Raw genomic sequence first — 21,000 nt, forward strand, 5'->3', positions numbered from 1 at the left:
ACAAATGGGTGGTGTCGTGCATCTAAGCTGCAGTGACGATGCGCTTGGTGCCGGGTGACCCCGAGAGGCTTGGCGGCTATTGGCCGGCTGCCAGGCTCGGCGCGGGCGGGCGCGGCGTCGTCTACGACGCCTACGACGACGACGGGCGTCGATACGCGGTCACCGTGCCCAGGGGCGAGGTCGGGCGCCGGTTCGAGAAGCTGACCTGCCGCCATCTGGCGGAGGTGGTCGCCGTCGGGTCCGACGAGGGTGTCCCCTACGTGGTGAGCCGGTTCGTCAGCGGGCCCGACCTGCGCCAGGCGGTCGCGCTGCACGGGCCCTACGCGGATGACGAGCTGGTCGCGCTGGCCGGGGCGCTGGCGGTCGCGCTGGCCGCGCTGCACGAGGCCGCGCTGACCCACACGGGGCTCAACCCCGAGAGCGTGCTGCTGGCCGACGACGGGCCCTGCGTGATCGAGCTGGGGCTGCCGGCCGGGGAGCCGGTGGGCGGGACCTACACCTACCAGGCCCCCGAGGTCGTCACCGGGCAGGCGGCCGGGGCGGCGGCCGACGTGTTCGCGTGGGGGGCGGTGGTGTTGTTCGCGGCCACCGGGCGCGATCCGTTCCACGGGGAGAGCCTCGGCGGGGTCATGCACTGCCTGCTGACCGTCGATCCCGATCTGAGCTGCCTGCCCGGCCCGCTGGGCGAACTCGTCGGGCGGGCCCTGGCCAAGAAACCCGCCGACCGCCCCGCGGCGGCCGAGCTGATCGTCGAGAGCGGGTGCGAGCTGCGGACGCCCGAGGCGTTCGTGCCCACGCCCTCGCTGGGCGAGGTGGCCGAGGCGGCCTACCTGTCGCTCACGCCCCACCAGCAGGAGGAAGTGCCCGGGCTGCTGCTGCGCCTGCTCGACGGCGACGGCTCGCACGACGAGGGCGGCGTGCTCGCCCCGCTCATGGAGGCCGGCCTGCTGGTACGCCGCAGCATCCGGGTGCCGTCCGTCGAGACCTCAGTCGGCAAGCTCGTGGCCGTCCGCGACGACCGGGTGGTCCCCGCCAGCGCCGCCCTCTACCGGGCCTGGCCGCGGCTGCGCGGCTGGGTGGCCGACGAGCGCGACGGCCTGGCCGCGCACCGCCACATCCGCGAGGCCGCCCGGCACTGGTCGGAGCACCGGCGCGGACGCAGCCACCTGCTCCGCGGGCAGGAGCTCGACACCGCTCTCGGCTGGGCCGCGACCAAGCGCCGGCACCTGCGGCTCAACCAGCTCGAACGCGACTTCGTCAACGACAGCGTGGCCCTGTCCAAGCAGCGCAGGAAGATGCTGGTGCCCTCGCTGGCGGCGGTGGCCGCGGTGCTGGCGGTGGCGGTGACCATGACCGTGGTGTCCGTACACGGCCAGAACGACCTGCGCGGGCGCCTCATCGAGGCCGGAGCCCGCGCCGTCGCCGCCCGCGCCGAGGCGCTGCGGACCTCCGACCCCCGTACGGCGATGCGGCTCAGCGTGGCCGCGTGGCGGCTGTCGCCGGTCTTCGAGGCGCGGGCCGCGCTGCAGGCTTCGCTGGTGCAGCCGGAGCTGGGGGTGTTCACCGATCCTTCCGCCGACGCGCGGGCCCGTTACCTGCTGCGCGGGGACGAACTCCTCCGCTGGGACACCGGCGCCGTCGCGGTCTGGGACGTCGTGGGCGGGCGGCGGGTGGCGTCGTACGCGCTGCCCGCGGGGAGCTCGGCGCTGAGCGACGACGGCCGCTACGCCGAGGGCGCCTCCGGCGGGCCTTACGACGTCGCCACCGGACGCACGCCCAACCCGGCCGCCGTCTATGCCATCAGCCGGGGGAACCGGACCAGGGTCTACCGGGGCACGGGGGCGTTGTTCGACGTGACCGACCGGAAGGTGGCCCTCTCCCCCGACGGCACCCGGGCGGCCCTGTCGGCGCTGAACGGGCGGGTGGAGCTGTGGAACCTGACTCCCCGCAAGGCGAAGACGTTGGTCGTCGAGGTCCAGCCGCTCACCGGCGCGGACGCCGCCGCCCCTGCCCTGGCCTTCAGCCCTGACGGTGGCACGCTGGCCGTGGCCGGGCGCGACGGGGTGACGTTGGTGGGGTCGAAGCGGGCCCGCCCGGGCACCGGACCCGCTGACGCGCTCGGCGCTCCTCCCGCCGACCCCCCCGTCTCCCCGCCCCCCGGCGTGCTCGCACTCCCAACACCCGGCGCGTCGCCGCCCCCTGGCGTCCTGGCGCTGCCCACGCGGGGCGCATCGCAACCCCCGGCCGCCTTGGCGCTGCCCACGCAGGGCGCATCGCAGCCGCCGGGCGCGGTCGCGCGGCCGACCTCGGGCGCCTCCGGGGTGCTGGCACTGCCTACGCCGCGCGCGTCACAACCGCCTGCCGCGCTGGCATTGCCCACGTCTGGCGCGTCTCAGCCTCCTGGAGCGGTCGCGCAGCCGACTTCTGGCACGGCCGCGTCGCGGAAGCCCACCGCGACGCCGTCCCCGGGCGCGCCCTCTGCCACCGGTTCGGACCGCGCGCAGAGCTTCGCGGACGGCAAGGGCTCCGAGGCGGCGAAGCCGGGGACCCGCGCGACCCGCACCACCGACCAGGACACCCGCGCCACAAGGACGGCCCAACCGGGTGCCACCGGCACGGGAGCAGCTCAGCCGGGCACCACCAGCACGGGAGCGGCCCAGCCGGGCACCTCCGGTGCGGTGCGGCGGCAGGGTGAGGAGCGAGGGGCGGGCGGCTCCGCGCCGCCCGGCGCCAGCGGTCCCCAGGCGACCGATGCGAAGACGCGCGTGCCCCAGGCTGCGCGCCCGGGTGGCGGCGAACCAAGAACGGCGCGGACGAGCGGCGAGCTGGCCATCGGTGACCCGGGTGGCGGAGACCTGAGCGGCGGAGACCCGGGGGGCGGCCAGCCGAGCGGCGCCCAGCCGAGCAGTGGGGACCCCGGTGGCGGGGACCCCGGTGGTGGCAAGCCGGGGGCGAAGACGCCGAAGGATCAGGCGTGGGGTGTGGAGGTCATGGACGGGCTGGAGACGACGCCGGGCGGTTCGGCGGGGCCGCTGGTGTTCAGTCCTGACGGTCGGCTGCTCGCCCTGCCCGGTGACGGCGAGGTGCGGGTCTGGAATGTGGCCGAGCGCCGTCTGGCGGGCTCCTACCCCCTGAAGGACCCGGGCCACGGCCTGGCCTTCTCGGCCGACGGCCGGGCTCTGCGGTATCTCAGTGGCACCGGTTCGGTCGTTTCGCTGGACGTGTCCGGTCTGCCGGTTCCGGCCGAGGACGGTCATGTGGCGGCGTTCTCCGGGAACGGGAGGGTCGCGGCCAAGGAGATGGGGAACACGATCGAGCTCACCGACACCGAGCAGCGCAGGACGCTGGGCCGCATCGCCGCCGCCGGCGACCTGGCCTTCGACGCGAGCGGCCGGCTGCTGGCCGTTGCCGGTGACCCGGTGACGGTGTGGGAGGTCGCTGGGGCACGGCAGGTGGCGGCGATCGAGGCGGGCGGGGACGTACCGGCGGTGGCGCTGTCACCGGACGGCGGCACGCTGGCCACCGCGCGCGGCAGGACCCTGGAGACGTGGGACGTCCGCGAGGGACGCCGGATCAAGGCGTACGAGGGCGCGGGCGACCTGGCGCTGGCCTTCAGCCCCGACGGCTCGACGCTGGCCGCGGGGTCCAACCTGCTGGACCTGGGTTCGGGCCGGATCACCCCGCTCGACCTGGCGACGGGGGCCGGCGACGGGGCCGCGGCGACCGCGGTGGCCTTCTCGCCCGACGGGCGCAGGCTGGCGTTCGGGCTGGAGGGCGGGAGGGTGCTGCTCTGGGACGTACGGGAACGCGAGCCCCTCGGCACCATCGATACCGGCACGACCCCGGTGGACGAGCTGCGCTTCTCCCCGGAGGGCGACCTGCTGGCCATCGACGCCGCCCGTACCTCGCTCTGGGACACCACGACACTGCGCGAGGTCGGCCAGGTCGGGGCGTGGGCGGACGGGCTCGCCTTCAGCCAGGACGGCAAACGACTGCGCGGCGTGACGCTGGACGGCGCCGTACGGGAGATCGCGGTCGATCCGGCGCTGACGGCGCAGGAGGTGTGCGCCAGGGCGGGCGGGCCGCTGAGCGAGGCGGAGTGGGAACGCCTGATCCCGGAGAGCGCGTACCAGGAGATCTGCTAGTCGTCCGCGTACAGCTTGAGCACCTTCCCCTGCGGGCTGGCCACCAGGTAGCCGGAGCGGTGGTAGTCGTCGGAGACGTAGACCAGCAGCACCTGCTTGGTCGAGGCGAAGGCGTAGTCGGGGTCCACGATGACGTAGCGCGAGGTGGGCTCGGGCACGCCGAGGTCCTTGTTCGCCTTTCTGAGCAGGGCGGGGAGGGCGTCCCAGTTGAACTTGGCCAGGTCGACGAGCTGCGTCTCCACCTTGCCGCCGGTCCGCGAGCCGGCCACCTCGCCGTCGCGGTAGTCGTAGGTGTCGTAGAGCTTCGGGTCCTTCTTGAGGGGCGCGTCGATGGAGGCGTAGGTCGGATACACCGTCATCTCCACGACCTTGCTGCCGCCGATGGCCGGCTTCAGCTTGGCGATCATGGCGCGCATGCCGGCGGGGGTCAGCAGGTTCTCCTTGACGGGTTTCGCGGTGGTGGCGCGGATGCTCGGTTCCCTGCTGACGACCGGCACGTCCGTGAGCGACAGAGGGTTGCCCGTGGGCTCGCCTCCGCCGTCCTCCCCCGGTACGGGAAGCAGCCGCCACACCAGCACGCCCGCCACCACGACCGCCGAGACGGACACCGCCGCCAGCACACCGCCACGGCTGGACCGGCGGGTGTTCACGGTACCCTCCCGCGGGACCGGCCCCGCACTCCACGGGAGCGGTCCCGCATGACCGGGCGGCACGGTCTGAGCGGGCGCTCCGGGCGGAATCGTCCCTGGCGGCACCGGCCGAGACCCCATGGGCGCCGACGCGGAGCCAGGCCCATAAGGGCCGGACGCAGAAGGGCCGGGTGCATATGGGCCGGACGCATAAGAGCCAGGCGCGGAAGGGCCGGGCGTGTACGGCCCCGCCATGGGCGGTCTCAGGGGAGCGGAGTTCGGGTCGGCGAGGAGCCGGTCCAGGGTCTCGGCGTCCGGCCTGGCCGCCGGGATCTTCGTGAGCAGCGCCATCAGCACGGGCCCGAGCGCCCCGGCCCGCTCCGGCGGCGGCACCTCCTGGTTGAGCACCGCCGCCAGGGTGGCCAGCGTGGTGCTCCGGCGCAGGGGATGCCGCCCCTCCACCGCCACGTACAACATCATGCCGAGCGACCACAGGTCGGAGGCCGGATCGCCTTCGACCCCGTTGATCCGCTCGGGAGCCATGTACTCGGGCGACCCGATGAACGACCCCGTCGCCGTCAGGCTCGTGGACTCGCGTACCGCCGCGATGCCGAAGTCGGTCAGCACCGACCGCCCGTCCTCGCGCAGCAGCACGTTGGCGGGCTTGACGTCGCGGTGCTGGATGCCGACCGCGTGCGCGGCCCGCAGCGCCGACAGGACCTCCCTGCCGAGCCGCGCCGCCTCCACGGGCGGCATGGGGCCGCGCTGGATGCGGTCCTGGAGCGAGCCGCCGGAGACCAGCTCCATGACGATCCACGGGTAGCCCTGCTCGCCCGGGTCCACGATGTGGTGGATCGTGGCGACGTGCGGGTGGTTGAGCCGGGCCAGGGCGCGGGCCTCGCGCAACACCCGGGCCCGCACCTCACGGGCCCTGGTGGGGTCGATCTCGTCCATGGAGGGGTCGGGCGGGCGTACTTCCTTGAGCGCGACCTCACGGTGCAGGGCGACGTCCCAGGCCCGCCACACCAGGCCCATGCCCCCGCCACCGAGCCGCTCCACGAGTTCGAAGCGGCCGTCGATCACCCTTCTGCGCATGCAGAGCAGCGTAGAGCCGCGCCACCACCTGCGTCATCAGGCGCTCGTGGCGAGCTCCTCCGCGGCCACGCCGTGCGCGAAGGGCAGGCCGCCGGCGTAGCGGGCCAGCTCGTCCACGGCCAGGTCGGCGATGCGGGCCAGCTCCCCGCCGAGCGACCCGGCGACGTGCGGGGTGAGCAGGACGTTGGGCAGGTCGTACAGGGGGGAGTCGGGTGGCAGCGGGTCGGGCTCGGTGACGTCGATCACGGCGTACAGGCGGCCGGAGGTCAGCTCGGCGATGAGGGCGTCCTGATCGACGAGCGCGCCCCGCGCGGTGTTGATGAGCGTGGCGCCGTCGCGCATGCGGGCCAGGCGGGCGGCGCTCACGAGGTGGTGGGTCTCCGGCAGCGCGGGCGCGTGCACGCTGATCACGTCGCACCGCTCGAACAGCTCGTCCAGATCGACCTGCGGCACGCCCAGGTCCTCGCTCAGGTAGGGGTCGGCGACCAGCACGTCCAGCTCGAACGGCCGCAGCAGCTCGATCACCCGCCGCCCGATCTTGGAGGCCCCGATGACCCCCACCGTCCTGCGGTAGTTCCCGACCCCGGGGAACGCGCCGTCCATGTCGAACGACCGGCGCCGCTCCCGGTAGAGCCTGGCCAGGTCCAGCACCCGCTTGTTGGCGAACAGGATCGAGGCCAGCGTGTACTCGGCGACGGGTTCGGCGTTGGCCGCCGCCGCCGAGGAGACGAGCAGGCCGCGCTCCCAGCACGCCTCGGTGACGTGGTGCTTGACGCTGCCGGCCGCGTGCACGACGGCCTTCAGCCTGGGCGCGGCGGCCAGCACCTCGGCGGTGATGGGCGGGCACCACCAGCTCGTGTAGAGCACCTCGGCCTCGGCCAGCGCCCCCGCCACGGCCGGGTCGGCGAAGTCGGCGGCCACCAGGCCGGGGTCCACGTCGGCGATCGCGAGCAGCCGGTCGCGTACGGGGCCGGTGATGAGCCGGGCGGCGATCTGCGGGCCCATCGCGAGCAGGGTCTTCGGCCGCGATTCTGTCAATTTCGCTCCCCCGAACGTCAATACGGTCAATTCGATCATATCGAAAGCGGTGCGGTCGATTCGCGCACGCGTAGCTCGGGCAGGAGGGCCACGTGGCGGATGGTCGCGCCGGGCCGCTCCAGGCGGGCGACGAGGAGGTCCACGGCGCTGCGGCCGGCCTCCTCCTTGGGCGGCGCCACCGCCGTGAGCGAGGGCGTGCAGAACTCGGCCACCTCGTCGTCGTAGGCCACCAGCGACACCTCGCCCGGAATGTCCACACCGGCCGCGTTCAGGTGCCTGACCAGGGAGAGCGCGTCCTCGTCGTTGTGCACGAGCAGCCCGGTCACACCGCTGTCGCGGATCAGCCGCAGGACGTCGCGCACGAGCTCCTCCGGCGCCTGGGCACGGTCGACGACGATCTCCGCGGGCGCGTCGAGGCCCATCGCGGCGGCACCGGCCAGCACGCCCGCCCTGATCCTCGGCGTGGTCGGGCTGGGGTTGGCGACGACCGCGAGCGCGCGGTGGCCCAGCTCGGCCAGGTGGCGCACGGCGAGGTAGGCGCCGTGGGCGTGGTCCGAGGCGACCGCGTCGAGCAGGGACGCCCGCCCGGCGAACTCGGCCCGCCGCTCCACCAGCACGGCCGGCACCCGCAGCCCGGCCAGCCACTCGGCGCAGGCCTCTCCCGGCTGGCCGCTGAGGCTCAGCAGCAGGCCGTCGGCGCCCTCCTCGACGAGCTGGCGCACCTGCGCCCGGTCCTCGGAGTCCTCGTAGTGCGAGATGCCCAGCACGAGCCGCGCCCCCAGCGCGGCCGCCCGCTCCCTGGCCCCCTCGATCACGCCCGGGTAGTAGTAGCGGGCCGTGGGCACCAGCATGCCGATGGTCGGCGGCGGCCCGGCAGGGGCGGGCGCGTCGATCTCGCGCGGCAGCGTGACGCCCCCGTGCACGCGGCTGAGCAGCCCTCGCGCGGCGAGCCGCTCGACGTCCCTGCGCAGGGTGACGGCGGAGACGCCCAGCTCCTCGGCCAGGTCGGCCAGCCGGGCCGAGCCCCTGTCGCGGACCCTGCGCAGAATGAGCCTGTGGCGCTGATCGACGGACACGAAGAACAATTCTAGCTTTCGTTATGAGCGTTTCGCTTTCGTTCGATCGAGACCTATTCGCCGAGATCGCTCAACCTCCCGATGAGCGCCGTCCTGGAGGTGATGCCGAGCTTGGTGTAGATGTGGCTCAGGTGGTATTCGACGGTCTTGACGCTCAGCACCAGCTTGCGCGCCGCCTGCCGGTTGGTCAGCCCCCTGCTGATCAGCACCGCCACCGTGTGCTCCTGCGGCGTCAGCCCCAGCCTGGCGGTGTCCTGCGGGCGCAGCACCGCCCGCCCGCTCGCGGCCAGCTCCAGGTCGCACTGCTCCAGGTACGGCAGCGCGCCCAGCCTCGACAACGTGACCTGGGCCGCTTCGAGGTGCTCGGCGGCGGCCGACCTGCGGCCCCTGCGGCGTAGGAACGTTCCGTACGCGAGCTGGATCCTGGCCTCCTCGAACGGCATCTCGATCTTGGCCGTGTGTTCGAGCGCCACCTGGTAGCCGGTCTCCGCCTCGCCCGGTTCGTGCCTGGCCGCGTACAGGCCGGCTCTGGCGCGGGCGGCGGCGGCCAGGACGCTGCGGCGCTCCCTGTCCAGGGCCAGCAGCTCGCACGGCACCAGGACCGTGTCCGCCTCCTCCAGCCTGCCCGCGTTGACCAGGGCTTCGGCCAGGAGCGCGCGCCAGAGCACGACCGTGGGCTCGTCGGGGAAGTCCGTCCTGGTGAGGGGCATGAGGGAGGTGACGGCCGCCTCGTGGTCGCCCCTGGCCGTGGCCAGCAGCGCCTCCGCGGCGGCCGTGCTCATCTGGGCGGTGGTGTTGTCCGGGGAGCAGGCGGCACGCGCGGCCCGCACGTGGGTGGCGGCCCGCTCCCACTCGCCACGCGCGGCCGGCACCAGGGCGGCCACGGCGTGGGCGTAGCTCGCCAGCCACACCTGCCCGAAGTCGTCGGCCGTCGAGGCGCCCAGCTCGGCATGCCCGGCGGCCTCGTCCCACCGGCCGAGCCGGTACTCGGTCTGGGCCAGCGAGGTCGCCACCAGGAGCTGGAAGGCCGCCGACCGGCCGGCGCCCACCGCCAGCAGCCCGAGCAGGTCGGCCTGCGCCCCGGCCAGATCGTCGGCCCACAACCGCAGCACCCCACGGCCGAGCAGCGCGTCGAGCTCCCCCGCCGACCCTTGGACGGGCGCCGGCAACTCGCCGCTCACCGCCAGCCCCTCCTCAGCCTGCCCGGCCAGCCCGAGCCCGACCAGCCACGCGAACCGCACCAACTCCCCCGGCGCACCTTCGGCGGGCACGGCGGCCCAGCGGGCGGCCTCGGCGCCGCAGCCGCGCAGCAGGGCCACCCAGGCCTGACGCCCCGCGATCCCCGAGGCCAGCCGCTCGTCCTCCTTCGCGTGCGACCACGCGTGATCGAGCTGCCGGCCGGCCTCCTCCACCCGCCCTGAGACCAACGCCACCGACCCCAGCGCGTAGGACCGCACCCCGGGGTCCGCCCCAGGAGCCACCTGGGTGGCCAGCGCGGCGGCGTCGCCCGGCCGCCCGGCCGCCAGCAGCGCCTCCACGGCCTCCGCGATCAGTCGGTCCCGCTCGGGCCCCTCCTCAGTGAGCTGCGCCGCCCGCGTCAGGCACCCGCAGGCTCCGGCCCAGTCCCCGGCCGCGGCCTGCCGCCGCCCCACCAGGGCCACCTCCCGTACGAGCGCCTCATCCACCTGGTCGGCGGCGGCGAGCCGGTGGTGCAGCCTGGGCACCACGTCGTCCACGAGGTCGGCGGCCAGCAGGTGCAGGCGGCGCCGGGTGGCGGGCCCGAGATCGTGGTAGATGGCCGCCCTGACCAGCGGGTTGGGAAAGCCCACGGAGACCCCGGCCCCCGTACGCCACTCCACGAGCAACCCGGCCCCCGTCACCTGCTCCAGCACGGGCAGCGGCTCGGCGAGCTCGGCCATCCTGGCCACCAGGTGCAGGGGCGCGGACGTCCCGAGCACGGCGGCGGTGGTCAGCAGCCGCTGCGCCGCGGGATCGCACTGGCCGACCCGCCCGAGCACCTGCGTGGTGTACGCGCGCGGCGCCGGCAGCGGAGCGTCCACGTCGGCCAGCGTCTCGGCGCGTACCTGCTGGAGCAGCGCCCGCGCGTGCAGCGGCACGCCCTTGGTGTGCTCGTGCAGCCGCTCGGCGGCCTGCGGCGTCAGCCGGACCGGGCCGATGCGGGCGCTGAGCGCCTGAAGCTCACGCGCGCTCAGCCCGCTCAGCGGCAGCCGGAGCGCCACGCTGCTGCGCAGCAGCCGCCGCAGCCCGTCGGGCAGCCGGGGATGGTCGCCCTCCCTGAGGATCATGATGGCCAGCACCCGATCGGTGCGCAGCCTGCGCAGCGCGAACGTCAACGCCTGGAGCGAGGGCAGATCCGCCAGGTCCGCCCCGTCGATGGCGACGACCACGGGAGCGTGCCGCTGAAGCTGGCCCAGCAGTTCCAGCAGCGCCGCCCCCACCACCAGCGGATCAGGGCGCACGGACGTGACGGGCGCGCAGAGCCCGGCCAGCACCTCGGGCACCTGCGGCGCCTGGCCCCCGAGCTGCCCCAGCACGCCGTACGGCAGCTCGGACTCGCCCTCGTCACCGCTGATCTCCAGCACCACCGCGTTCTCGATCGCGGACACGAACTCCCCGGCCAGCGCGGTCTTGCCGATCCCGGCGGGCCCCTCCAGCACGACCAGGCTGGAGCGGCCCTCGCTGACGCGGCCGAGTTGCGCGTGGAGCACCGCCAGTTCGCGGCATCGGCCGACGAACTGTTCGTCCCGGGAGCGCTCGGGTCCGCTGCGAAGGGCGCGGGCTTCCATCGGACTCACCCCCTCGCCGGAGTTCCAAGGCCAAAGTTCATCGTGTGCCTTGGTCCGGCGACCGTCCAGTGTCCGATTGACCCGAGTCAGCCCTTTCGGTCATTAGGGAAACGCCCCGGGGTTATCCCCAGGGCGTTCCCTGATGCTCGCGGCAAAGCACGTTCATAGCCTCCAACGTGGACGAATGCCCCAAAACGCCGGGAGAACATCATGCCGTCCTACATCGCAGAGGAGCAGCGGGGAGCGGAGGCACGAATTCTCAACGTGCTGTTCCCCACCATCCTCCAGGGCCTCCAGCTGACCCACCAGGCAGCGGATCAGTTCGGCGCACGTCCGCACCAGCCGCACCTGCTGCCGATGGGGCCGCGGATGGAGCACCGGCCCATGGAGTACCAGCAGCGCTACTCCTCCCCAGAGATCTACGCCCAGCTCGCCGCCGACCGGTCGTTCATGGACGTGGCCGCCGTCCTCATGCCGGTCGTGCAGGCCATCATCCCGCCGCTCGTGGAGCAGCTCCTCTCCTTCGGCCCGCCCAAGGCCGACACCGACCAGAACGAGGAGGAGCGCTTCCAGCAGTTCGTGCCGCAGCTTCTCGGAACGATCACGCCGATCATGATGCAGGTGCTCCCCGGCCTGCTCCAGACCATGCACGGCATGCACTCCGAGCACCCCGTACGCGTCACCGACCGCGAGCTCAACCAGCGTTACTTCGGTCCCATCCTGCAGGCCACGCTGCCCGCGATCATCACCCAGCTGCCCGACCTGCTCGCCATGGTCCACGGCGACCAGCGCTCCCCCATCCGCTACGAGCGCATGCCCGGCCGCACCCCGATCCAGCTCATGAGGATCAGCAGGAACGACCTGACCAGCGCCCACAGGCTGCGCGACGGCGACGTCCTCTACCTGACCGAGACCCCCGCGCCGCCCGGCACCACCGAGATCCGCCTCAGCATGGCCCCCCACTGCATGTGGTGGAAGGGCATCGAGGTCAACGACGAGACCGACAGGCAGATCTGCTTCGTCGAGGCCGAGGGCGACCGGCACGCCATGTTCGAGTCCAGGTCCGTACAGAGCGGCGGCGCGATCGTGCTGTGGAAGGCCAGGATGTTCGGCGAGCACGCCCCCATGTACGTCATCCCGATCAGCGACCTGTCCCCCGACGGCAAGTGCCTCACCTTCCACTGGGCCGCCGACTGATGGCCGGGACCATGCTGCGGCTCGGCAGCAGAGGGGAAGAGGTCAGGCGGCTGCAGGAGTTGCTGCGCGCCCGCGGCTACCGCGTACGGGCCGACGGGTACTTCGGCGGCGCCACCTACGGAGCCGTGCTGAGCCTCCAGCAGCGCGAGGGCCTGCCCGCCGACGGCGTGGCCGGTCCCACCACGTGGCGGGCACTCGGCCAGACCCAGTCCATGGCCGGCGAACGCGCCGCTCCTTCGGACGATCCGGCCGAGTGGAACGTCATGGTGTACATGGCGGGCAACAACAACCTGTCCGACGCCGCCGGACGCGATCTGGAGGAGTTGCGGGCCGTCCAGTCGTACAACGGGGTGCGGGTCACCGCCTTCGTCAAGCGGCAGGACGCGGGCGGCAGGGCCCAGCACATGGAGATCAGCCCCGGCGGCGCCCCCGACATGATCGAGGAGCTGCCGCCGCCCGTGGACTCCGGCAACCCGCAGACGGTCCTGGACTTCGTCCGCTGGGCGGTCAGGCGCGCCCCGGCCAGGCGGTACGCCCTGGTGATCTGGAACCACGGCGGCGGCTGGACCCCCGACGACCTCGACCAGATCTACACCCAGGTCAGGGGCCACACCGCCCGGCACGACGTCGAGACCGGCTACGTACGCCGGGCGCCCCGCGCCACCATGGCCGACGGCGAGCCCGCCTTCTCCGAGCTGTCCAGGCTGACGGAGACCCCGGAGATCACCAAGGCCGTGTTCACGACGTCACTGGGCGAGGTGCTCAAGCTGCCCACCGGGCAGGACCGCGCGATCGCCTCCGACGACGGCACGTTGCACTCGCTGGACACGATCGAGCTGCGCAACGTCATGCGGGCGATCCACCAGGACCTCGGCAGGCCGATCGACCTGCTGGGCATGGACGCCTGCCTGATGAGCAACCTCGAGGTCTGCTTCGAGATCCGCGAGCACGCGGGCATCGTGGTGGGCTCGGAGGAGCTGGAGCCCAACGAGGGCTGGCCGTACACCGAGATCCTGTCCGCCATGGCGGCCAACCCGCGCATGGACGCGCGGGAGCTCGGGCGGATCGTGGTGGAGGAGTACGCCAGGTCCTACCGCGGCACGCACCAGACCGTCACGCAGTGCGCGGTCGACGCGACGCGGATCGAGGAGTTCATGGGCGAGTTCCAGACGCTGGCGGGCGGTCTGCGGCAGCAGGTGCGGGCCAACCGGTCGGTCGTGGACAGCGTCCAGTCGGTCGCCACGCGCTTCCACTTCGACCGGTCGCTGGTGGACCTGCGCACGATCTGCCTGGCGCTGGTGGCCGACTCGCGGACCGACCCGACGCTGGCCTCGGTGGCCGACAAGCTGCTGGCCATCCAGAGTCCGGGCGGGTTCGTGGTCAACGAGGCGCACCAGGGCGAGAAGGTGGAGGCGTGCGGCGGGCTGAGCGCGTACTTCCCGATGGAACGCACGATCTCGCGCTACTACGCGGACCTCCAGATCGCCCAGCACACGGAGTGGGACGAATTCCTCAGGGACTACGCGAACGCGCGTAGCATCAGGCGTTAGGAGACCACACGCCGGCGATCCGCCGGCGACGCTGGGGCTATTGCGGCCCGGGACCGGCCGCAATAGCCCCTACCTTTGGTGTCATGGATCCCCTCATCAGCCGCGCCGCGCTCAACCGGGCCACTCTGGACAGACAGCACCTGCTGCGCCGCACCGACCGTTCCGTGACCGAGGTCGTGGAGCACCTGGGCGGGCTGCAGGCGCAGACCCCGCACACCTGGTACACCGGGCTGTGGAACCGTGTCGAGGGCTTCCGCGCCGCCGACGCCTCCGACCTGCTGGCCTCGCGCGGGCTCGTCCGCATCGCGCTGCAGCGCTCCACCATCCACCTCGTCTCCGGCCACGACTGCCTGGCCATGCGGCCGCTGTTGCAGCCGGTCACCGAGCGCATGACGCGGACGACGTTCGGCAAACGGCTGGCCGGGGTGGACCTGGACGAGCTGGGCGCCGTCGGGCGGGCGTTGCTGGAGGAGCGGCCGATGACGTTCGCCGACCTGGGGCGGGCGCTGGCCGAGCGGTGGCCCGACAACGACCCGCACGCGCTGGGCCAGGGGATTCGCTCGCTGGTGCCGCTGGTGCAGGTGCCGCCGCGCGGCCTGTGGGGCAGGAGCGGGCCGGTCGCGCACACCAGCGCCGAGTCCTGGCTGGGCCTTGAGACCCCGCCGATGACGCCGGGCGAGCTGGTGCTGCGCTATCTCGCGGCGTTCGGGCCGGCGTCGGTGATGGACGTGCAGACGTGGTCGGGGCTGACCCGGCTGGGCGAGGTGGTGGAGGCGCTCGACCTGGTCAGGTTCAGGGACGAGAACGGCAGGACCCTGTACGACCTGCCGCACGCCCCGCGACCCGCCGAGGACGTCCCGGCGCCGGTACGCCTCATGTACGACTTCGACAACCTGTTCCTCTCCCACGCCGACCGGTCGAGGGTGATCACCGAGACGGGCCTGGCCACGCTCCAGGGCTTCATGGGCACCAACACGCAGCCCCGCACCATCCTGGTGGACGGCGTCACGGCCGGCGACTGGACGATCACCAGAGCCAAGGGGGTCTCCACCCTCAACCTGCACCAGTGGGTGCCGATCAAGGTCCTGGACGAGGCCGAGGAGGAGGGCCGGCGGCTGCTGGAGTTCCTGGCCCCCGGCGACAAGCACGACATCTCAGTCTTTGATCGCCCCTCCAAGCCCTGACACCAGCCGCCGCTGCACGGCCACGAAGAAGATCAGCACCGGGATCGTCATCAACGTCGAGGCCGCCATGATCCCGCCCCAGTCGTTCTCGTCCGGCTTGAAGAAGACGAGCAGCGCCGCGGGCAGGGTCTGATTCTCCTTGGCCGAGATGATGAAGGTCCTGGCGAAGATGAAGTCGTTCCAGGCGGTGATGAAGGAGAACACGCTGGTCGCCACGAGCCCGGGCGCGACCAGCGGGAACAGGATCCGCCACAACACGGTCGCCCGCCCGGCCCCGTCGATCATCGCCGCCTCCTCCAGCGCCTCGGGCACGGCGGCGACGAACCCGCGCATCATCCAGATCGCGAACGGCAGCGTGAACGCGAGCTGCACCACCACCAGCGAGGCCAGCGTGTTCAGCAGCCCGAGATCCCGCACCACGAAGAACAGCGGGATCGTCAGCGCCTCCACCGGCACCATCTGCGCAATCAGGAACATGATCAGCACGGTCGTCCTGAACCGGAACCTGAACCTGGTCACCGCCACCGCCGCCAGGAACGCCACCCCGGCCGACAACACCACCACCGTCAGCGCCACGCCCGCGCTGTTGAGCAGGTAACGCCCGAACCCCTCCCCGGTCAGCACCCTGACGAAGTTGTCCAGCGTCGGGTGCGCCGTCCAGGGCCGGACGTCGAGCGACTGGATCTCGCCGTCGGGCTTGAGCGCCGACAGCACCATCCAGTACAGCGGGAACGCGGTGAGGAAGGCGACCACGCAGGCCACGGTGTTGGGGACGATTCTTCTCACAGTCGCTCACCGCCACGATGGAGGGCCCGGATGTAGACCAGGGTGAACACCAGCAGGACCAGCGTCATGACCACGGCGATGGCCGAGCCGAGGCCGTACTCGGAGGAGCCGAACGCCGTCTGGTAGGCGTAGACGTTCAGCACCGTGTTCTGCCCCGCCACGCCGCCCCCGTTGGTCATGACGTAGATCTGCGTGAACACCTTGAAGTCCCAGATCACCGACTGGATCACCACGATCGTCACCAACGGCCGCAACATCGGCACGACGACCTTCCAGAACGAGTTCCAGGCCGAGGCCCCGTCGAGCGCCGCCGCCTCCAGCACCGACGCCGGGATGGCCTGGATGCCGGCGTAGAGCGTGAGCATGACCAGCGGGAAGGAGTGCCACACGATCGTCGCCCCGACCACCAGGAAGGTGACCCACCGGTCGTAGAACCAGTTGAACCCGGTGAGCCCCAGCACCTGGTTGACCAGCCCGAGATCGGCGTCGAACAGGAACATCCACACCGTGGAACCGGTCATCGCGGGCGCCGCCCACGCGCCCAGCGCGGCCAGCGACAGCGCCGTCCTGGGCACGGGCCCGACCCGGGTCAGCAGCACCGCCAGGGCCGCGCCGACCGCCAGCGTGGCCAGCACGAGCGCCGCCGCGAACCCGACCGTCTGCGCCAGCACCTCCCAGAACCGGCCGTCGCCCACCAGCGTGGCGTAGTTCCCGAACCCCACGAACGTGCTCGGCTGCCCGCCGCTGACCTGCGCCTGCCGGTAGTCGAAGACCGACAGCAGGCCCAGCATGTAGACGGGGTAGCCGAACAGGGGCACGAGCACGGCCGCGGCGGGGAGCAGGTAGAGCCACGGCCGACGGTTGAACCCGACCCTCACGAGCGGCCGAAGGCCGACTTGACGGCGGCGGCCGCCTCGGTGGTGGCGGCGTCCACGGTGGCCTGACCGGTGGCGATCTTCTGCAACATCGTGGGGATGACCTTGCCGTTGTCGATCTTCACCCAGGCCGGGTCGATGGGCACGAACTTCGTCCCCTTGGCGACCGTGTCCAGGAACGGCTTCAGGAACGTGTCCTTGGCCGCCAGCTCCTCCCGCGCCCCGGTCAGCGTCGGCAGGTTGCCCATGGCCTCGTACATCTTGGCCTGGTACGCCGCCCCGCCCAGCAACTTCACGAACTCCACGGCCAGGGTCCGGTGCTTGGCGTTCTTCATGACGCCCAGGTTGTTGCCCCCGGCGAAGGCCGGCGCGATCGAGCCCTCGGCCGAGCCCGGCAGCGGGACGACCTTGTACTTGCCGGCCGCCGCCCCGGCGTCCACGGCCGAGCGGCTGAAGTTGCCCAGGATGCCCATGGCCGCCTTGCCGCTGGCGAACAACTCGACCGTCTTGCCGCCGGTGAGCGACACGCAGGCCTGCGGCGGGCAGATGCCGTCCGACAGCAGATCCGTGTACGCCTTGACGCCCTTGCGCGACTCGGCCGAGTCCAGGGCGGTGATGTCGCCGCCGGCGTCCCAGACGAAGGGCAGGGCGCCGAAGGTGTACTCGCCGCCGACGGCGATGCCGTACAGGTCGGGTTTCTTCGCGCGGATCGTCCTGGCGCTCTCGGTCAGCTCGGCGATCGAGGTCGGCGGCTTCAGTTTCAGCTCGTCGAAGACGTCGGTGCGGTAGTAGAGGGCGCGGATGCCGATGAACCAGGGCAGGCCGTACTGCTTGCCGTCCACGGCTGCCGTTTTGAGCAGTTCAGGCGTCATGTCCTGGCCTTGCAAGTCGGCCGTCAGGTCGGCGAAACCGCCGGCGGCGGCGTACTCGGCGAGGTCGGTGTTGCCGTACTCGGCCACGTCAGGGGAACTGGCCGGGTCGTTGAAGGCGCCCTTGAACTTCTCGTGCCGGGCCGGCGTGGTCGGGACGTAGGAGATCTCGACCTTGACGCCGGCGTGCGCGGCGGTGAACTCCTTGATCGCCTCGTTGACCACCTTCTCCTTGGGTGCGCGGTTCGGCTCTTCGTAGAGCCACACGCGCAGCGTGCCGCTCTTCTCGTCGCCGCCGCCGGACGCGGGGGCGGTCGAAGGGGCGCAGGCGGCCAGCGCGAGCAGGGCGGCACCGGCGGCAACATAGTTAATAAACTTCACTATTACCTCCCGAGCGGGAGACTAGGAACACCCGGGCGGCCCGTGAAGCCCTTGAGGCGAGTTGTTTTGCATTGCACAACGACATGTTGCATACCGCTTTCGCAGGTATGTTGGGGCACGTGCCAGAACGCAACCAGTCCGCCTCGCTCAGACGCGCCCTGGCCGTGCTGGACCACGTACGCGAGCAACCGGGCCTGTCGCTCACCCAGCTCTCCGAGACCGCGGGCCTGTCCAAGAGCACGGTGCTGCGCCTGACCGTGCCCCTCGTCGAGGCCAAGCTGCTCGAACGCGACCGCAGGACGGGCGCCTACCGGCTGGGCCACGGCACGCTCCGGCTCGGGCAGTCCTACCTGGCCACGCTCGACCTGCGCACCGTGGCGGCCGAGGAGTCGCACCGCCTGATGAGCGAGGTGCGCGAGACCGTGCACCTGGTCGTCTACGACCCGCCGCACGTCGTCTACATCGACAAGGTCGAGAACGAGGCCAACGTGCGCATGGCCTCGCGCATCGGCAGCCGCGGCCCCGCCCACTGCACCGCGGTCGGCAAGGCCATCCTGGCCTGGCAGCCCGAGGAGGCCGTCGCCGAGCTGGTCCTGGAGCCCAGGACCAAGCACACGATCACCGACGCCGAGCGGCTGCGCGCGGAGCTGGCGCACATCAGGCGCCGCGGCTACGCGGTCGACGACCGCGAGAACGAACCCGAGGTGCGCTGCGTCGCGGCGCCGATCTTCAACCACAACGACGCCGTCTCCGCGGCCATCTCCGTCTCCGGCCTCACCTCGCGGATCACCGCCGCACGGGTACGCGAGCTGGGGCCGCTGGTGGCCGGGGCGGCGGCGCGGATCTCAAGAAAGCTGGGTAGCCAGAGCCGATGACCGAGTTGGTGACCTTCGGTGAGACCATGGCGCTGTTCGCCGCCCGACGCACGGGGCCGCTGCGCTTCGCCCGCGACTTCGACCTGGGCCTGGGCGGCGCGGAGTCCAACGTCGCGATCGGCGTGGCCAGGCTCGGCCACGCGGTGGCGTGGGTCGGCCGGGTGGGCGCCGACGAGTTCGGCGACCTGATCCGCTCGACGCTCGCGGGCGAGGGCGTCGATGTGCGCGCCATCCCCGACCCTGGTGCGCCCACCGGTCTGATGATCAAGGGCAGGCGCACGGCCGACCTCATCGACGTGCGTTACTACCGTAAGGACAGCGCGGGCTCCCGGCTGTCCGCGGCCGACCTCGACCCCGAGCTCATCAGGTCGGCCCGCGTCCTGCACGTCTCCGCGATCACGCCCGCCCTCTCGGCGTCCGCGCGGGAGGCCGTGCGGCACGCGATCGCCGAGGCCAGGGCCGCCGGGGTGCTGGTCTCGCTCGACGTCAACTACCGCCGGGCGTTGTGGACGCCCGAGGAGGCCGGGGCGTGGTTGCGGGAGGCGGTCGGCGAGGTGGACGTGCTGTTCGCGACCGAGGCCGAGGGCCGGCTGATCGCCGACGTCGACGGGGCCGAGCAACTGGCCAAGGCGCTGGCGGCGCTGGGGCCGGTGCACGTGCTGATCAAGTTCGGCGCGCGGGGGGCGTTGGAGTTGTCCGCCGGCGTCGTACGGCGGGCGGAGCCGTACAAGGTGACCGAGGTGGACTCCGTCGGGGCCGGCGACGCCTTCGCGGCCGGGTGGCTGGCCGACTGGCTGGCCGGGGCGGGCCCCGACGAGCGGCTGGCCACGGCGTGCGCGGCGGGGGCGTTCGCGGTCACCTCCCAGGGTGACTGGGAGAGCCTGCCCCGGCGTGCCGACCTGGACCTCCTGCGCAGCCCGGCCGACGGCGTGAGCCGCTGAGGCGGTGATCGCTCTTACCGGAAAGGTCAACGCGCCGAACCGGAAATGTCATAGCCTGCCGGAATGCTCGATCACCATCTCGCCGAACTCTTCCAGGCGGCCTCCGACCGCGACCCCGACCGGCTCTTCGCCTGCGTGCCGCGCCTCTACGAGGCCACGGAAGGCGTCGACGAGGCCTCGCTGTCGGCGGTGGCGGCCCGGCTCAGTGAGCTGTTCGACCTGGTGCCGCCCAGTATCGGCGCCCGCCTGGGCGTTCTCGCCGGCGCGCTGGTCGAGCGCGGAGCCGATCCCATGCCGCTGGCCGGCCCCCTGGTTCGCGGCCTGACCGAGCACCTGGAGCTGTCGGCCAGGTTCGCCGCGGCGTGGCGCTCCATCACGGGCGAGGAGCCGCCCGAGCCCGATGACGACGACCCCGAGTGGACGGTGACCGTGGCCGCCCGCCTGAGCGGGATCGAGGAGCGGGAGGCGTTCGGGCTGGCCGACGCCTGGGCGCTCGCGCACCTGTCGAGCATGCCGGTCCTGTCCATCCTGCAGCTCTCGCCGCGCGTGCGGGCCGAGTTGCCTGGCCGCGACCGGCTGGTGGAGGCCCTGTCGGCCGTGCTGGACGACCGCGACGACCTGGAGTGGCTGGCCGGCCTGCTCTCCGTGCTGGACGAGGAGCACCTGATCGTCCTGCACCGGGAGACCGGACGCGGTTTCGAGATCGTCATCGGCGGGATGGGCGACAACTTCCAGCTCCACACGCTGCTGGCCGACGCGGTGAGCGGGCCGGCCTCGGAAGGGTTCATCGAAGGGGTGCAGCCGGAGTTCGGCTGGGTGGTGTCCGCCACGGACGGGCCGGTGCCGCCGGAGGCGGATTCGGTGAGCGGGCAGTTCAACCTGGTGGACGCTAACGGCAAGTGGATCTGGAACGAGGGCATCCCGGCGAGCATCCCGCTCCTGGAGGGGAGGCGGGTCGTGGTGCTCGACCCGCCGCCGTACCAGCGGACGTGGAGCGCGGGCCGGCGCTATCCGATGATGCGCGCCACCGTGCGCATGGAGCGGATCCTGCCGGCGGACGAGGCGGCGGCGTGGATGTCCAGGATCGCGCCTGAAGGCGGCTTCACGAACTGAAGCCCCTGCTGCTGGAGCGGCAACCCGTACCATGTGGGGCATGAAACGCCCCCTGGGAGAGCTCGAATCCACGATCATGGACAGGATGTGGTCCTACCGCAGGCCCGCCTCCGTCCGTGACGTGCTTGAGGATCTCCGCAAGGAGCGGGAGATCGCCTACACCACCGTCATGACCGTGATGGACAAACTGCACACCAAGGGCCTGCTCAAGCGCGAGCCGGTCGGCCGGGCCTACGTCTACGAGCCGATCTCCACCAAGGAGGCCTACACGGCGGAGCTGATGCGCCACGCGCTGGCCGCCAGCGGCAACCAGGCCGCCACCCTGGTCCACTTCCTGGAGCGTCTGACCCCCGAGGAGGCCGTCGCCCTGGAGACCGCGCTCCAGGTCGTCCCGCCGGGCAACCGCCGCCCCTGACGCCACTCCCGCATACGCGCCGCT

Annotated in this window: 15 protein-coding genes; 8 read left to right on the forward strand and 7 right to left on the reverse strand. The window is 72.4% G+C overall.

What is annotated here, in order from left to right; all coding sequences use genetic code 11:
- Window positions 1-38: 38 nt before the first annotated feature.
- A complete protein-coding gene (locus ACFPZ3_RS40110; protein ID WP_379519827.1) occupies window positions 39-4,145 on the forward strand; it encodes an nSTAND1 domain-containing NTPase in 4,107 nt (1,368 codons plus the stop codon).
- Here ACFPZ3_RS40110 and ACFPZ3_RS40115 read toward each other — a convergent pair.
- From ACFPZ3_RS40115 to ACFPZ3_RS40130, 4 genes are read right to left on the reverse strand one after another with little or no spacing between them, the layout of a single operon-like run.
- On the reverse strand, window positions 4,142-5,869 hold the full coding sequence (locus ACFPZ3_RS40115) for a protein kinase domain-containing protein (RefSeq protein ID WP_379519589.1): 1,728 nt from the start codon (window positions 5,867-5,869) through the stop codon (window positions 4,142-4,144). The genes ACFPZ3_RS40110 and ACFPZ3_RS40115 overlap by 4 nt on opposite strands.
- A 36-nt stretch (window positions 5,870-5,905) precedes the next feature.
- The gene (locus tag ACFPZ3_RS40120; protein ID WP_379519590.1) at window positions 5,906-6,907 is read right to left on the reverse strand and encodes a hydroxyacid dehydrogenase; all 1,002 of its coding nucleotides are present in this window, start codon (window positions 6,905-6,907) and stop codon (window positions 5,906-5,908) included.
- 35 nt (window positions 6,908-6,942) lie between these two features.
- The gene (locus ACFPZ3_RS40125) at window positions 6,943-7,983 is read right to left on the reverse strand and encodes a LacI family DNA-binding transcriptional regulator (protein ID WP_379519591.1); all 1,041 of its coding nucleotides are present in this window, start codon (window positions 7,981-7,983) and stop codon (window positions 6,943-6,945) included.
- 53 nt (window positions 7,984-8,036) lie between these two features.
- Window positions 8,037-10,790, reverse strand: coding sequence for a helix-turn-helix transcriptional regulator (locus ACFPZ3_RS40130; protein ID WP_379519592.1), 2,754 nt, complete (start codon window positions 10,788-10,790; stop codon window positions 8,037-8,039).
- A 210-nt stretch (window positions 10,791-11,000) separates the two neighbouring features.
- Here ACFPZ3_RS40130 and ACFPZ3_RS40135 point away from each other — a divergent pair, with 210 nt between their 5' ends.
- The 3 genes from ACFPZ3_RS40135 to ACFPZ3_RS40145 all read left to right on the forward strand — a co-directional run bounded on the left by ACFPZ3_RS40135 (window position 11,001) and on the right by ACFPZ3_RS40145 (window position 14,721).
- Window positions 11,001-11,987, forward strand: coding sequence for a hypothetical protein (locus ACFPZ3_RS40135; RefSeq protein ID WP_379519593.1), 987 nt, complete (start codon window positions 11,001-11,003; stop codon window positions 11,985-11,987).
- Window positions 11,987-13,537, forward strand: coding sequence for a clostripain-related cysteine peptidase (locus ACFPZ3_RS40140; RefSeq protein ID WP_379519594.1), 1,551 nt, complete (start codon window positions 11,987-11,989; stop codon window positions 13,535-13,537). The genes ACFPZ3_RS40135 and ACFPZ3_RS40140 overlap by 1 nt, the downstream gene beginning before the upstream one ends.
- An 83-nt stretch (window positions 13,538-13,620) precedes the next feature.
- The gene (locus tag ACFPZ3_RS40145; protein ID WP_379519595.1) at window positions 13,621-14,721 is read left to right on the forward strand and encodes a winged helix DNA-binding domain-containing protein; all 1,101 of its coding nucleotides are present in this window, start codon (window positions 13,621-13,623) and stop codon (window positions 14,719-14,721) included.
- Here ACFPZ3_RS40145 and ACFPZ3_RS40150 read toward each other — a convergent pair.
- The 3 genes from ACFPZ3_RS40150 to ACFPZ3_RS40160 are packed head-to-tail and all read right to left on the reverse strand — an operon-like array spanning window position 14,692 to window position 17,632.
- Window positions 14,692-15,507 (reverse strand): carbohydrate ABC transporter permease, encoded by an 816-nt coding sequence (locus ACFPZ3_RS40150; protein WP_379519596.1) that lies wholly within the window; start codon window positions 15,505-15,507, stop codon window positions 14,692-14,694. The genes ACFPZ3_RS40145 and ACFPZ3_RS40150 overlap by 30 nt on opposite strands.
- Window positions 15,504-16,385 carry a carbohydrate ABC transporter permease gene (locus tag ACFPZ3_RS40155; protein ID WP_379519597.1) on the reverse strand — a complete coding sequence of 294 codons (882 nt, stop codon included), beginning with the start codon at window positions 16,383-16,385 and terminating at the stop codon, window positions 15,504-15,506. The genes ACFPZ3_RS40150 and ACFPZ3_RS40155 overlap by 4 nt, the downstream gene beginning before the upstream one ends.
- On the reverse strand, window positions 16,382-17,632 hold the full coding sequence (locus tag ACFPZ3_RS40160; RefSeq protein WP_379519598.1) for an extracellular solute-binding protein: 1,251 nt from the start codon (window positions 17,630-17,632) through the stop codon (window positions 16,382-16,384). The genes ACFPZ3_RS40155 and ACFPZ3_RS40160 overlap by 4 nt, the downstream gene beginning before the upstream one ends.
- Before the next feature lie 119 nt (window positions 17,633-17,751).
- Here ACFPZ3_RS40160 and ACFPZ3_RS40165 point away from each other — a divergent pair, with 119 nt between their 5' ends.
- The 4 genes from ACFPZ3_RS40165 to ACFPZ3_RS40180 all read left to right on the forward strand — a co-directional run bounded on the left by ACFPZ3_RS40165 (window position 17,752) and on the right by ACFPZ3_RS40180 (window position 20,976).
- Entirely contained in the window at window positions 17,752-18,507 is a 756-nt protein-coding gene (locus tag ACFPZ3_RS40165; protein WP_379519599.1) for an IclR family transcriptional regulator, read from the forward strand.
- Window positions 18,504-19,448 carry a sugar kinase gene (locus ACFPZ3_RS40170; RefSeq protein WP_379519600.1) on the forward strand — a complete coding sequence of 315 codons (945 nt, stop codon included), beginning with the start codon at window positions 18,504-18,506 and terminating at the stop codon, window positions 19,446-19,448. The genes ACFPZ3_RS40165 and ACFPZ3_RS40170 overlap by 4 nt, the downstream gene beginning before the upstream one ends.
- A gap of 63 nt (window positions 19,449-19,511) precedes the next feature.
- On the forward strand, window positions 19,512-20,561 hold the full coding sequence (locus tag ACFPZ3_RS40175) for a hypothetical protein (protein WP_379519601.1): 1,050 nt from the start codon (window positions 19,512-19,514) through the stop codon (window positions 20,559-20,561).
- A 40-nt stretch (window positions 20,562-20,601) separates the two neighbouring features.
- Window positions 20,602-20,976 (forward strand): BlaI/MecI/CopY family transcriptional regulator, encoded by a 375-nt coding sequence (locus ACFPZ3_RS40180; RefSeq protein WP_379519602.1) that lies wholly within the window; start codon window positions 20,602-20,604, stop codon window positions 20,974-20,976.
- Window positions 20,977-21,000: the final 24 nt, after the last annotated feature.

Source organism: Nonomuraea insulae (genome assembly GCF_042656245.1).